Genomic DNA, 14,211 nt, shown 5'->3' on the forward strand with positions numbered 1-14,211 from the left:
CCTGGCAGCGCGGCGCTGCGGCGAACCGGGGCGGCCTGGATCACGACACCGACGACGCAGGCTGCGCGCCCGGCGACGCCCGCTCGGGTACGTGGGTCCGCGTCGCCGAATCGCTGGCAGGCCCGAACTGGGGGTCGCAATTCACGCCGCGCATCGGCACCGAAGTGCTGGTCGACTTCATCGACAACGACATCGACTGCCCCATCGTGGTCGCGCAGCTGTACACGGGCGCGGATGCGCCGCCGTTCGCGGCGGGCGTCGATTCCGGCGTCGACCACGCGGGCACGATCTCCGGCATCCACACGCAGACCTTCGACGGCGCCGGCTGGAACCAGTGGCAGCTGGACGATACGCAGGGTCAGCTGCGCATGCGCCTCGCCACCAGCACGGCGGCCACGCAGCTGAACCTGGGCCACCTGGTGCGCCAGGCGCCAGGCGGCGCGCAGCGCGGCCACTACCGCGGCAGCGGCTTCGAACTGCGCACGGATGCCTGGGCCGTCGTACGCGGCGCGGAAGGCGTGCTGCTGACGACGCGCGCACGTTCCGCGCAAGGCGCCGGCGTCAGCTCGACGCAGATGGACGCGGCCGAAGCGGTAGACAGCCTGAAAGCGGCGCAGTCGCTCGGCACCACCCTGCTGGACGCTGCGACGGGACAGCATGCGCTGACCAGCAACGCGGCCGCGCAAGCGCAGAAGGATTTCCTCGCGCAGATCGATCCGGCCGACAAGGGCAAGTTCGCCGGCCCGGTGAACGGCCAGGATGCCGCGAAGTCGACGCCCGGATCGCGCGACCTCGATACGTCGTCGCCCGTCGAAAAATTCGGCGCGCCGGTCGTGCTGATGGATTCGCAGGCCGGCATCAACTGGGCGACGCCCGCGTCGACCGTGCTGTTCGCGGGCCAGCATCTGCACTGGACGACGCAGTCGGACATGCACATGACGGCGGCGTACACGTCGTCGTCGGTGTCGGCCGAGGCGACGTCCTTGTATGCGCACGAGGGCGGCATACAGGCGTTCGCCGGTAACGGGCCGGTGTCGGTGCAGGCGCATACGGACCAGCTCGAGATCCTGGCGGACAAGGAAGTCACCGTCATCTCGGTCAATGACGGGATCGAGGTCAAGGCGAGCAAGAAGATCGTGCTGCAGGCGGGGCAGGCGTCGGTGACGCTGGACGGCAAGGATATTACGTTTGCCTGTCCGGGCAGGTTTTCCGTTAAAGGCGCGCAACAAGTATTTGATGAAGGTTCATTCGGTGCCGCACGATTGGAAGAGCTCCCGCATCGTCTTGTTACGCCAATACTACAGCCATATAGCATACGCTGGACAGCGACATCGGCTATCACGGGTAAGCCGGCGGCAGGCGTCGATGTCGACGTCTTTGACACCGAAAGCTTCGAGGTTGCGTATACCGGCACTACGCAAGGCGATGGCAGGACGCAGCGACTAACCGATCAAGAACGTCCGCAAGAATTCGTCGTCCTTGTCGGAAGCGGAAATTGGGTTACCGACATAACTGCCGATCAGGATCCCGTGACGTTAGAACCAGACGACTGGATGGATTTGGAGGCAGAAGAATGAACAGGATATATGTGGTGAAAAAGGGCGACACCCTAACCGGTATTGCGGCCCGGGAAAAGGTCGATCGATATGAACTCGCCTCATTAAACGACATACACAACCATAATCTCATTAAAATAGATCAAGTACTTATATTGCCGCGTCCGGCTATTGAGGTAACACCTGAAGAGCTCGGTCCGTTACCACTCCCGCAGCTCGATGATCTCTCGATTATTACTTGCCAGTTTATTGATGCCTCAAATGAGCCTATCGAAGGTATGCATGTCAATCTAACGATTGGCGCACACAAATTGCATCACTCGACTGACAGCGATGGATTCGTCCCTGCTGTCGTCCTCGAGCCGAGTGACGAAATTAAGATTTCCGTGAAGACATTAGCCGGTGAATGGAAGACAATTTCCGAGGTAAAGCCAGCGGGCCCCACGACACACGCGCGAGTTGTTAGTCCAAAAATAAAAAGGACTTCTGAACAGAAATTGCATGAAGGTCCAGCTCAACCTGCCAAACCTGTCGAAACAACCCGACAAGAGATTGGAAGCACTACCTTTACTCGGAGCCAGAACGGCCATCCTGTACAGCAGGTCGCATTGGAATGTCCGAATCCTGAAAATCTGAGGCTGGAAGCCAACCATAAGTATCGCGAAATCATTCTTGGAGCCTCGCGACGTTCAAAACTGTCGCCTCATGCTATTGCTGCCATTATGAACGCAGAAGCGGCTCGCATTTTAAACGTAAAAAAATTGCCAGTTATTGACAAAAAAACTGGCAAACAAAAAACTGACGCACATGGCACGCCAGTATTTATCAAGCAAACATACGACACTGGTGAGTGGGACCCTCGTTCTGAGAATCCAAGATCGTCTGCCAGAGGAATGACACAGTTTCTTGACGCCACATGGATAAGTCTGGCCCTCACCAAGGGCACGTTCCTGTACGAACGCGCTAAACGCGAGGGATGGGTTACTGAAAAGACAAAGACCGTGCAACGAGGTAAAGACAAGGTGGAGAAAACATATCCTCAATTCAACTTGGCTGACGGCACAGTAATCACTTCCGCACCGAAATCCAGCCTCGATAGATTACTTTCTTCACGTAGGTTTATACGGAAATGGGCCACGTCGAGTGATAAGAATATTCAAAATCTCCTGGATTTGCGGTATGATCCCGAATGCGCGATCAATACAGCCGTTGACTATGGCCTTCAGAACCTCGAGATGTTGAAGTCTAAAGGCGTAAAAGTAGACAGCATTCCAGACGGGGAAAAGGCGAAAGTGATTTATTTAACCCATCATCTCGGAGCAGATGATGCTATATCTTTCATTTATAATACAATGAGTGCAAAGAAAGCGGAGCTTCTTCTTAGAACCCAGATCAAAGATGAAGGCGCGGAAATACGTGCAAAGCGGGCGGGTGGTGATTATCTCAAGGCCCATCGAAATTGGCTCGGCGAGTTTATTGACAACAAGATCATCATTTCCGACAAAATGTGTACAAGACAGGGCACGCTTCCGCGCCACCTTATTGACCTTACAATCGCTATTCGCTAATCAATCATCAATAAATAATGAAAAAGCTCTATTTTACGATCATGCTTTGCACCGTCGTAAGTTTGTGCCACTCAGAAAACGCCAAAAGGCCGATTGGCCCACAACAAAAAGTTTTGTTGGATGAACGAGGCTCCGATTATTATTCTTACCATACCGGACTCGGAACGCTTGAGTTTTTGGACCGTTCAGGCGAGCGGGGAACCCCTGCAATCAAAATTCTCTTGAACGGAAAAGCCATCGTGAATTTAGAAGGCGTTACCGACAAAGGAGGATCCGAACAATCACTCATGCTCGACAGCTTCACAAATGTCATCGATTGGGCTTCCAGCAAAGGTAATCAGAGCGGCCCGGGTGATGTGAAAAGGATGATCGTTTCTGTTGGCGCAACGAGTAACTGCGTGAGACGTTATATCATGCTTGACTTTACTGACACAAAGCCCTTTGTATCTAAGCCGTTCTCCTACAATCCTGACGATGACATATGCGAACACCTGAAAAAAGTCAAGTGGGGAAAACAGGAAACCTTTATTGATTTAGCTGGACCTCAGCGCTATTTATATCGCCCTCAACGGGAAGTGATAGGTCCGATCGGCGATTGATACCACCTTTTTAAAAATTAACTTATCTTTGAAATATTTCAGAAATTAAATACAGTCGCCTATCCGACAGTCGTAGGCTCGGTCTGCCGGACAGCGTCTCCACTATGACGCGTGACCTTCAGGTGCGCATCCGGGCGTGTCGAGTCCCGTTTGATCGTAAACGCGTTTAACGAATAGTTCTGGCCGTTTCTGCTGCCATTCCTTGAGCGCGAGGATAGGCGTTTTTGCGTCGAGTGCACGTTGCGGAATATGGTGGTTGTACAGCTTCAAATAGTTCATCAATGTAGCCTGCAAATCGGCTCTGCTGTCGAAGCGGGTCTGCTGCAGCAACTCGTTGATACGGCCGTTGAAGCGCTCGGCCATGCCGTTCGTTTGCGGGTGCCGTGGCGGCGCCAGGCGATGCTCGGCAGGCAGGGCTGCGCAGGCCAAGTCGAAGGCGTGCTGGCCGCTGGGCTTCTTGTCCCTGGTGGCGAAACGGTCGGTGGATTGCGAGCCGTTGTCGATCAGGATCTTGCTGATCCTGATGGGCGAGGCCAGCTTCAGGCGGCGCAGGAAATCGACACTGCTGTTCTCGGTCATGTCGCCGTAGATGTGCATGAAGACCCAGCGCGTGGCGCGGTCGATGGCGACGAACAGGTAGCGGCGCGAGGTCTCGACCGGCATCTGGGGCAGGTACTTGATATCGATATGAATGAAGCCCGGCTCGTAGCCCTTGAAGGTCTTCTTCGCTTGAATCGCTTCGCCTTCGGCTTTCGGGATCACGTCTTCAAGACGCGACATCCCTTCGCGCTTGAGCAGGCGCGCGATGCCCGAGCGGGAAACGTCTGGATTGATGTGCTGTCGCGTGATGAACAGCAGGTCGTCAAGGGGAAGATAGAGTGACTGGCGCAGCGCCAGGACGATGGCTTCCTGTGCCGCGCTCAAAGTCGTATGCAACGTATGGGCACGATGGGAACGGTCTTGTACGTCATCACGCTGGAGCCATTTGCGGGCGGTAGCGCGGCTGATATTGAAGACCTTTGCGGCCTACCGGTCCGACAGGCCCGAATCCTTGATCTCCTGCCGGATTTTCGGGGTGGTACGGGCTTGTGGATGGATGCGTGAACTCGTGCTGCGGACTGCTCCTGTTGCGGTTGAATGCCAGGACTGCTGAACCCAGCAATCAAGTCGCCCAGCATAGCCTTTGCACGGAACAAAGACCAGCTACGACGAGGTAAATGATCGCACGAAACTAAACAGCTAAAGGACACTCATGCGCATAAGCATCATCGCACTGGCAATCGGCATGCTCGGCTGCATTTCCCAATCAGCATGGAGCCAAGAAGCTTCGGAAACACACTATCGTTGCACCAGCAAGCCGTGTGGAAACACCGCTACCGGAGAAGACCCGCAAGATGTGTTGTTACGCGAGGCACGTGCGGAACAGAGCAAAATAAAGTCTGATGGACCTGATCAGGCTCGCTGGCAAATTCCTATCTATTCCACATCGACGAAGAAGTCAGATTTGGAAATATTGATAACGAAGAGTGCGAAATTCTCTATGCGACTAGCACCGGCGCAAGGGCTTCTGTATTTCAACACACCCTCTTCCAATCAAACGTTTAAAATTGACGAGCCAAATGTCCCGGACAATCTTTGCCCAAAGTATAACCTTCAGATTGTCGATGCTTCGGATAAGCACGCGGTAATACAGAAAAGCTGCCCGCGAATTCAGTATAGAACTGGCAAATTCTTTAGTGGCGTCACATACTACTTGTATGACGTTCAGACTGCCACCATGCGTGATATCTGGCGCGCGAGCGCTGTCGGCAGCAAGGATCCGTTACCACTAGCGGATCCAGCCCCTTCAATGAAAATTATTGACAATGGCTATCTTTTCGATTGGAAAGGGTCGCACCCGGGCGGCTCTTCGACAACGCCAGCCACCATTCGGAATAAATATGTTCGAAAAGTCGAGAACAACAAGCAGATCCTCGCTTGTATCGACATGAAAGTACAAGGAGGTGCCGTTGAGAACGAGATGTGTGAGGGGAGCACGGTGCCCAAAGTTAATTAGGTCACGTTCTCGCTTGTTGCTCACGGTTGGGCCGAAGGCCATCTTGCCGCAAACTGGTTAACCTGCGCTCATCCAATGTTGAACGATTGTCTGCGTGCACTTGTGGACCAAAAACAGATGCGTGCTACCGAGTGGTATGACATCGCAGGCGTCAGCGGTACGGTGCACTCGATCTCTGCGAGACCTTCAGCGACTTGGCACTCGAATACCTCTCAATAGTTGGGCGTGACAAGATCTGGGGGGCGCCGAATGACGCCGCTCGAAACAAGGAACGTGTAGAACCTACCGACGAGTACTTCGATAATTGGTGCCACGCATACAAAAAGATGCAGTTCGCCGATTACATCTCATCGAGGAACGAGCGTGCCTTTGTAGAGCGCGCCTGCAAGTGGTACTTCGTCGAACAAATTGCCGGAGAAATCGTAGATGATAGACCGTTGCTTGAAACAGTTCAAAAGCCCTAACGTGTGCGTTGAGAAGCCCGCCATGGCCGGCTACGCGTTTGCCATGCTTGCCACCACAGCGGTTCTTTGTATTTCCGGTTGCTCGGCCCAAGATAAAAAACTCAAAGCCTCCGATGATGTCATGGCATTGCAACAGCTCGTCGATCTGTCGTCCGATCTGAAGTCCGCTCGATGGGAAATGTTCGGAACGCCAGAATATGAAGGCGGCGTACCGGGCCCCACGGATTATATGACCCTAGTTGCAGAAATTGAACCGGGTACAAATGCCGACAATTTCACGAGCGGCACGAACGACAAAAGTGTATATATTGTTCCAGAAGCCGCGCGACCATGGATTTCAAGCCATTTCCGAAACATTATGGAGAAGAACAAGAACGCGAATCTCGACCTCGCAACAGCTGCCGGATGCCACGCATATCAAGCAAATGTAAAAAAATCCGGACGCAAGGTCAGCGGTTTTTCGTGCGAACAATCCGGAAAAGTTCTCGTGTATCTTTCATTATTTTGATGACTCAAGCGCCGGCGGTCTCCCCGACTATGGCGAGCACTACACATGCCCCATCACCCCAGACTGGTTCCAACATTCGTCCTGATGATGATAATTGGGACGGTGTCTGCAGCCCCGCCGCAGGTACTTTCGATAACAGCCACATGCCGTGATAATGAAAAGTGCATCTTCGGCAACGCCTGGATGGAGATCGATTTGACGCCGACGAACAATGCAAGCACGTCGTTCCGGATTATCGGACGCGACAGGGCCGAACTCGACGACAAATGACACTCAGGCGCCCGCGCCCACACCCGCACGGCGCCCATGCTTGACCCGGTACATGGCCTGATCGGCCAGTTCGATCAGCCGCTCCATGTCGTCCCCATCCTCCGGCCACAGCGCAAACCCGACGCTCGCCCCCAGCGGCAGCGCGCGCCCTTCGAACTCGAACGGCGCGCCGATCGCCGTCGTCAATGCCTGGCATTTGTTCGCGACGCTGCAGCGGTCGCGCACGCCGACGAGAATCACGCCGAACTCGTCGCCGCCGACGCGCGCCGCCATGTCGTCCGCGCGCAGTTCGGCGCCGATGCGGCTGGCCACTTCGCACAGCGCCGCGTCGCCGGCGCGGTGGCCGAGGTTGTCGTTGATCGCTTTCAGCCCATCCATGTCGATGTTCAGGACGGCGATGTGTCCATGGCACCGTGCCGCCCGCGCCAGCTGCTGGCGCAGGCTGTCGTAGAACTGGGCCCGGTTGGCGAGGCTCGTCAGGGCATCGTGCGTCGCGCGGTAGTACAGGTCGTTCGACGCATTCTGCACCGCGTGGTAGATCGCCGCGCCGACGAGCGTCGACAGCAGGCCGAGCACCTGCGCATGCCAGGTGCCGAAGGCGTTCACCGACGACGACACGATTTTCAGCACGCCCACCGAATGCTCGTCATGGCGTAGCGGCACGACGAGCATCGAGCGCAGGCCGACCTTGCGGCACGCTGCACGGTCCACGCGCGGGTCGAGCTCGGCGTCGTCGCAACGCAGGATTTCATTCCTGTCCACGCACAGGCCGGACAGACTGCCTTCGCGCCGCAGGCGCAACCCCAACTGCGCCCGGGCGAGCCCGGCTGCCGCGCGGTACACCATCTCATTGCCCTCGGCCAATTCCAACGCAGCACCCTCGGCCCGACACAGCGTCGCGGCGCGCTGGCTGACCAACTGCATGACGCCGCCCAGATCCAGGCCCTGGCAGGCGATCTCGGTCTGGATGTCGATGATGTCCAGCAGTACGGCCGCGTCCAGCGTGATGGTGCTCATGTCTAGTCAAAGAGAAATATCACAAATAATCACACAACCAGTGTGGACCATTTGCCTCTTGTTGACAAGTTAATACTGACGGTTGTCGATGCGATAATCCACCTTGTCCACGTCCACGTAGCCATGTTCTCCGGCCGGATTGAACGTGAACACGCCCACACGGCTGCCGCGATACGCGCCCCACGTCAACGAAAAGTCGGGCAGCACGGTCTCGTACCTTGCTCCATCCGCGCTGACGGCCAGGGTGGTCTTGCCATCCAGCCCCCACGTCGAGCGCAGCCAGATCGCATCGTGCTTCCACGGCTGCAATCGGGTGTAACTGCCGTCCCGGGACACTTCCAGGTAACGCTTGCCCTCCACCATCACGATGCCCGCGGACGCCGTGGATTCGGCGGGATTGGCGGCGCGCGGCTGCGCCGCGAAGTGGACGAGGCCGGCATGCTGGCCCTCGGCCATCCCCGCCAGTTCTATCCGCGCTGCGAACGACTGGCTGCCCGTCCGCACGACGCGCTGGGTCAGCACATTGCCCACCTTGAGCAGGTTGGCGCCGTCCAGGCCGGGAAAGGCGTGCAGGCGCAGATGGCCGGGACGGGCCGACAGCGACCACTTGTCCATGCGCGGCTGGTAATTCCATTCCCAGACGGGCGCGAGCGCGCCGGCATCGAAGTCGTCGCCGCCTTGCGGGAACCGGCGGACGGACGGCGTGCCCGGCATCCGTCCTTCCCACACCATGGTGCCGATGCCGGCGCGGTCGGGCTGCCCGATCACCGGCCAGCCGTCGATCCAGTGGACCGGCAGCAGGCTCGCGGCCCGTCCCGCCCAGTCGCCGCTGCCGTGGTGGGTGAAGAAATACCAGTTGCCGTCCGGGCCCTGGACGATCCCGCCCTGGTTCGGCTCCATGGCGGCGCGGTCCGCCTGCATCAGCTGGCGCTTCTCGGACCACGGTCCGCGGATCGACGGCGCCCGCCGCATCATCATCACGCGCGCGTCGCCCTGCACTTCGCTGAAGAAGTGGTAATAGGTGCCGTTGAACTTGTACAGTTTGCTGGCCTCGCTGCCCTTCGACTGGTAGATCACCTGGTCGGTCCCCGGCACGAGGCTGCGGTTGTCCGCGCTCAGTTCCCACAGATGGATCTTGTAGCCGTCGCTGAAGTGCGTGCCGACCAGGTAGCCCTTGCCGTCATCGTCCCAGAACGGCGCGCAGTCGTCCCATCCTGTTGCACGCAACACGTGCTGCAGCGGCGTCCACGGCCCTTCCGGCCGTTCCGCGCTGGTCATGAAATAGCCTTCTTCCGGGGTGCCGAAATAAATCCAGAACCGGCCCGCATGGTGGCGGATGGCGCCGGCCCAGATGCCACGGCCGTAGCGGTTCATCCGCGTCCAGTCCAGTTCCGGCGAGATCTGCGTGAGGTCGGGCACCGCGTGGCCCACCGTGCGCCAGTTGACCAGGTCGCGCGAATGCAGCACCGCCATCCCCGGAGAAAACTGGAACGTCGATGTAATCGCGTAGAAGTCGTCGCCGACGCGGATCGCATCCAGGTCGCTGTAATCGGCCGGCAGGACGGGATTGCGATAGCGGCCGTTGCCGAGATCGCCCCACTTGGCCCAATCACCCCAGGCCACGGCCTCCCCGGCCTGGCAGGGGCCGGTCGTGACGGCGGCGGCCAGCAGGCCGGACAGTGCGACGGCGCACCAGCGGGAGAATTTATGTTCGGGAAAGGTTGGCATGTCCGTTGCAAATGGTCCTGATCGTTAAAAATTTGTGTCCGCTGGCGGGGATTAGGTCTACAATTGTATGGTATCGATAACGTACATTTCTGTCTAGCCAGTGCGGCAATTTTACAGGCTGGAGCTGTCGATACCGTCCGGACGCGGACGTTTTTCATACATTAAAAACCTCTGGAGGCAGATTTAGGCCTTTCCCGACTCTGGCTCCGGCAAAAGATGTTATCGGTAACCTAAACACGAGAAGAGGTGGAAAAATGGGGGAACAAACATGAGGGCAATTAAATTCGACCGTGCGGCGAGGCGCATCGCCTGCATGGCGGTGTCAATCGGTATCGCCGCGACGCTGGTGCCCTACCCGGGCCAGGTCGCCATGGCCGCAGACCCGATCGACACGATGGTGACCAGCTACCAGCCCGTCATCAGCGAATCCATCGATGCGAACGGCTTCAAGCATCCCGGGGTCGGGCTCACGAAGGAGACCCTGGAAACCATGCGGGCCCAGGTCCTGGCGAAGAAGGAGCCCTGGAATACCCACTTCAACATGATGCTCAAGTCGGGCAAAGCGTCGCGGACAGTGGGCATCTCGAACGTCAACGGCGCCGACCCGACGCAGCCGCGTATCCTGGGGATCGATTCCCAGGGCGCCAACGGCCTGTTCATCAACGACGCACTGACCGCCTACACGCAGGCGATCCTGTACTACGTGACCGGCGACGACGTCTATCGCGCCAACGCCATGCGGATCATCCGCCTGTACGGGAAAATGGATCCGTCGAAGTACGTGTACTTCGTCGACTCGCACATCCATACCGGGATCCCGCTGAGCCGCATGACGGCGGCGGCGGAAATCCTGCGCTACACGAGCACCCAGACGCCGGCGCTCGCATGGACGGACGACGATACGGTCAACTTCTCGAGGAACCTGGTCACGCCGGTGATCCAGACCTTCGACAACTGCAACTGCCGGTTCATGAACCAGCACCTGTACACGACCATCGCCAAGATGTCCGGTTCGATCTTCATGGGCGACCGCGACGGCTATGACACGGCCGTCGAGTGGTTCACCGTCAACAAGGATGCCCCCGATCCGGCCTGGACCGGATCGATCAAGCAGTTGTTCCGGACGGTCACGAAAAACGACGCCACCGGCGAAGAGATTCCGCCGCAGATCCAGCACGTCGAAATGGGCCGCGACCAGGCGCACGGCGCCGGCGACCTCACGAACTCGGAGATCCTCGCGCGCCTGATGATGGCACAGGGTACCAAGGTCGATCCGGTGGCGGGCACGCCGTCGACGGCATCCAACGCCGTCGGCCCGTACGAATTCATGGACGACCGCCTGCTGGCCGTCCACGAACTGTTCGGCAAATACATGATCGGCTATGACATCCCATGGGTGCCTGTCGCCATGAGCGTCAATCCGGATGGCAGCATCCGCGCGATGTACAACAACGTGAATCCGTCGTACCGCGGCCGGCTCACCCAGAACAACTGGGAAGCCTTCTATTATTACAAATACGTGCGCGGCCTCGACCTGGAACAGATCGCGCCGGGCTATACCACGATCTACGCCAAGCGCAAGGCCTACAACTGGGATGGCGTCGACGGCGGCGGCGACTTCTGGCTGACGCTTCCCAAGGCCGCCGAAGCGGAAGGCAGCAAATACCTGGGCATCCCGATCGTCGATCCCTATCGCGAAGTGGAAGACCGGTTCACGGCATACGACAGCAATGCGGTCGCGCAGGCCGAAGGAACGACCGGCTTCGTGAGAAGCACGGCCACACCGGAAGGCACGCGCATCGCCGTGTACAGCTATAACGGGGCCGCCATCCCCAACATGGGCTTCCGCATCCGCACCAATGGCCAGGCCATGATGGAGGTCGACGGCATGTCGGTCGCGTTGCCGAATACGCGGGGCCAGTGGCGTTACGTCGTGGTGCCGATGAACCTGGGCGATTTCCTGCCGCTCAAGATCACCGGTGCCGGTACGACGGTCGACATCGACCACATCAACGTCAAGTCCAGCACCTTGCTGAGCCCGCCAGTCTTCAAGTCCGGCACCGGCGACACGACGGCGTACACGTATGCCGGCGCCACCATCCCCGTGACGCTCGACCTGTCGGCGACCGACCCGGCGGCCGGCGACGTGGTGACCTACAACATGGACGACCTGCCGCAGGGCGCCACGTTCGATACCAGTACGGGCGCGTTCTCGTGGCTACCCACGCAGGCCGGCACCTACACGTTCCTCGCCGAAGCATCGGACGGCACCTCGGTGACCACCAGGCGTGTCATCGTCGAAGTTGCCGCGGACCGGCAGGCCGCCGTGGCGACCGTCGCCGCGCCGTTCAAGCCGGACACCCTGTACGTTACCGCGACGAAGACGGCCTACGAGAGCGCCTATGCCGACATGCAGAACACGATAGGCTCGGGCACCGACGACACCTACTTCCAGAAGCTTGGAGCGTTGCGCAACGCGGTCGCCGGCCTGCGTGAACTGACCCCGCTGCTGAAGGACGGCAGCATGGACTACACGAACCTGTTCTTCAAGACCAACCTGGTGACGAATTTCGGCGACTGGGCGGCGAACGGGGTCGACAACAATACCGACAGCTTCATCGCGTTCACGATCGCCCGCGATACCAATCACACGTTCACGCTGGACTTCGGTCCCAGCTTCAAGGTCGCCGCGAACAAGTTCCAGCTCCAGCCGCGCACCAGCTTCCCGGAACGCGTCGGCGGCGTGACCATCTTCGGTTCCAACGACAACGAGAACTGGACCCGGATCTCGCCCGACGAGACGCTCGGGATCGAGGGCTGGCAGACGCTGCACGTGGCGGACGAGTTCCGCACGAAGCGCTATCGCTTCTTCAAGCTCTCGATGATCCATGATCTCTGGTCGTATAACATCCTCGAACTCGGCGAATTCCGGATCTTCGGCACCCGCTATGAAACCGTGAACAAGCTGACCAGCGTGTCGCTGGGTTCCGACCAGGCGCTGAAGAACCGGGTCGTGCCGGGGAACACGATCAGGCTGACGTTCCAGTCGTCCGAGCCGATCAACAACGCGAGTGCGACGATCCAGGGCGAACCGGCCACCGTCACCACCACGGACAATCTGAACTGGACGGCGACGACAGTCGTCAAGGCCACCATGGCACCGGGACCGGTGAAGCTGCTCCTCAACTACAGGACGGCCGACGGTACCGCCGCCGAACCCGTCCTGTTCCCGACCGATTCGTCGACCCTGTTCATCGCGGACCAGAAGGATTACATCGACAACGTGCTCGACATCGCGACCGTCACCGATTCCAACGGCCGCAATGCAACCGATGTGATCAAGAACGCAAAATTACTGTTCGACAGCAACCTGACGACGAACACCGACTTGCGCCTCAACGGCAGCGGCAACAATGGCTGGGTCAAGTTCGACTTCCGGCCCGGCGTCACCACGGTGCTGTCCCGCGTCGACGTCATCGGTCCCCAGAACCAGTACTCGGGCCGGATCAACGGCACCGTCGTCCAGGGTTCCAATGACAATGCGACGTGGACCAACATCTCGACCTTCGCCGGGAACACGCCGGAGTGGCAGTCGCTGAAGATCACCGGCACCACGCCATACCGTTACATCCGCATGACCAACGCCAACGCCTGGTTCGGCAACATGACGGAACTGCGCCTGTACGGTACGGTGAACGCCGCGGACACGACCGCGCCTGGCACCACGGCCACCGCGCCGCAAGGCACGGTGACCACGGACGCGACGATCACCTTTACGGCCGCGGACAACCAGGGCGGTTCCGGTGTCTCGGCGACCTATTACACGGTCGACGGCGGCGCGCAGCAGACGGGCAACTCCGTCACGCTGACCACGAGCGGCACGCACACGGTGAGCTACTGGAGCAAGGACTGGGCGGGCAACACCGAACAGGCGCACGCGGTGACGGTGTCGATCGACAAATCGGCGGACGTGACCTCCTTCGCATCGATCGCGCGCTCGGGCCTGACGGTGAACCGCTTCACCAACAAGTACACGGGCACGGTGACGATCACGAACACCGGCGGCCAGACGCTGACGGGTCCGCTGCATTTCCGCCTGCAGGCACTGACGGCCGGCGTCACGCTGGACACGCAAACCGGCGTGAAGGACGGCGTGCCGTACATGGCGCTGCCGGTCGCCGGCCTGGCCCCGGGCCAGAGCGTCACCTTGACGACCACTTTCTCCAACCCGAACAAAGCCGGCATCGCGTATACGCCGGCCCTCGTCAGCATCCAGTAAAGGACCTGACCATGTTTCGCTTCAAGCACTTCTTATCCTGGCTGGCACTCGCGGCCGCGCTGACCGGCACCTGCGGCCAGGCAGCCGCTACCCCGCTCTATCACGTCGACATCGACACGGCGTCGCTGGGTTCGGGGCCGGCTTTCCTGGAGCTGTACTTCCTGGG

The 14,211-nt window shown here is 59.1% G+C and carries 9 protein-coding genes and 1 pseudogene; 7 read left to right on the forward strand and 3 right to left on the reverse strand.

Going from position 1 to position 14,211, the window contains the following annotated elements:
* From ACEN88_RS11045 to ACEN88_RS11055, 3 genes are all read left to right on the forward strand, one after another.
* A partial coding sequence (locus ACEN88_RS11045; protein ID WP_413339560.1) for a DUF2345 domain-containing protein occupies positions 1-1,577 on the forward strand: 1,577 nt, incomplete at its 5' end.
* 14 nt (positions 1,578-1,591) lie between these two features.
* The gene (locus tag ACEN88_RS11050; RefSeq protein WP_413339562.1) at positions 1,592-3,124 is read left to right on the forward strand and encodes a LysM peptidoglycan-binding domain-containing protein; all 1,533 of its coding nucleotides are present in this window, start codon (positions 1,592-1,594) and stop codon (positions 3,122-3,124) included.
* A 17-nt stretch (positions 3,125-3,141) separates the two neighbouring features.
* A complete protein-coding gene (locus tag ACEN88_RS11055) occupies positions 3,142-3,723 on the forward strand; it encodes a hypothetical protein (RefSeq protein ID WP_413339564.1) in 582 nt (193 codons plus the stop codon).
* A 102-nt stretch (positions 3,724-3,825) separates the two neighbouring features.
* Here ACEN88_RS11055 and ACEN88_RS11060 read toward each other — a convergent pair.
* Positions 3,826-4,821, reverse strand: a pseudogene (locus ACEN88_RS11060) (IS481 family transposase).
* A 154-nt stretch (positions 4,822-4,975) separates the two neighbouring features.
* Here ACEN88_RS11060 and ACEN88_RS11065 point away from each other — a divergent pair.
* The 3 genes from ACEN88_RS11065 to ACEN88_RS11075 all read left to right on the forward strand — a co-directional run bounded on the left by ACEN88_RS11065 (position 4,976) and on the right by ACEN88_RS11075 (position 6,751).
* Positions 4,976-5,779, forward strand: a complete 804-nt coding sequence (locus tag ACEN88_RS11065) for a hypothetical protein (protein WP_413339566.1) — start codon at positions 4,976-4,978, stop codon at positions 5,777-5,779.
* A gap of 194 nt (positions 5,780-5,973) precedes the next feature.
* Positions 5,974-6,243 carry a hypothetical protein gene (locus ACEN88_RS11070; RefSeq protein WP_413339567.1) on the forward strand — a complete coding sequence of 90 codons (270 nt, stop codon included), beginning with the start codon at positions 5,974-5,976 and terminating at the stop codon, positions 6,241-6,243.
* Positions 6,244-6,265: 22 nt separating this feature from the next.
* Positions 6,266-6,751, forward strand: coding sequence for a hypothetical protein (locus tag ACEN88_RS11075; protein ID WP_413339568.1), 486 nt, complete (start codon positions 6,266-6,268; stop codon positions 6,749-6,751).
* Between the two features lie 273 nt (positions 6,752-7,024).
* On the opposite strand, the gene ACEN88_RS11080 is transcribed toward ACEN88_RS11075, so the two are convergent.
* On the reverse strand, positions 7,025-8,038 hold the full coding sequence (locus ACEN88_RS11080) for a diguanylate cyclase domain-containing protein (RefSeq protein WP_413339570.1): 1,014 nt from the start codon (positions 8,036-8,038) through the stop codon (positions 7,025-7,027).
* 69 nt (positions 8,039-8,107) lie between these two features.
* The gene (locus ACEN88_RS11085; protein WP_413339572.1) at positions 8,108-9,766 is read right to left on the reverse strand and encodes a family 43 glycosylhydrolase; all 1,659 of its coding nucleotides are present in this window, start codon (positions 9,764-9,766) and stop codon (positions 8,108-8,110) included.
* Between the two features lie 268 nt (positions 9,767-10,034).
* On the opposite strand from ACEN88_RS11085, the gene ACEN88_RS11090 reads away from it, so the two are divergent.
* Positions 10,035-14,045: an OmpL47-type beta-barrel domain-containing protein gene (locus tag ACEN88_RS11090; RefSeq protein WP_413339573.1), complete on the forward strand. Its 4,011-nt coding sequence runs from the start codon at positions 10,035-10,037 to the stop codon at positions 14,043-14,045.
* Positions 14,046-14,211 lie beyond the last annotated feature (166 nt).

The sequence above is a fragment of the Massilia sp. CT11-108 genome (assembly GCF_047302915.1).
GTDB lineage: Bacteria > Pseudomonadota > Gammaproteobacteria > Burkholderiales > Burkholderiaceae_D > Telluria > Telluria orientalis.

Coding starts and splice junctions, on each gene's coding strand:
- ACEN88_RS11055 (WP_413339564.1), top strand. CDS start 3,142: ATGAAAAAGCTCTATTTTACGATCATGCTTTGCACCGTCGTAAGTTTG.
- ACEN88_RS11065 (WP_413339566.1), top strand. CDS start 4,976: ATGCGCATAAGCATCATCGCACTGGCAATCGGCATGCTCGGCTGCATT.
- ACEN88_RS11075 (WP_413339568.1), top strand. CDS start 6,266: ATGGCCGGCTACGCGTTTGCCATGCTTGCCACCACAGCGGTTCTTTGT.
- ACEN88_RS11080 (WP_413339570.1), bottom strand. CDS start 8,038: ATGAGCACCATCACGCTGGACGCGGCCGTACTGCTGGACATCATCGAC.
- ACEN88_RS11085 (WP_413339572.1), bottom strand. CDS start 9,766: ATGCCAACCTTTCCCGAACATAAATTCTCCCGCTGGTGCGCCGTCGCA.
- ACEN88_RS11090 (WP_413339573.1), top strand. CDS start 10,035: ATGAGGGCAATTAAATTCGACCGTGCGGCGAGGCGCATCGCCTGCATG.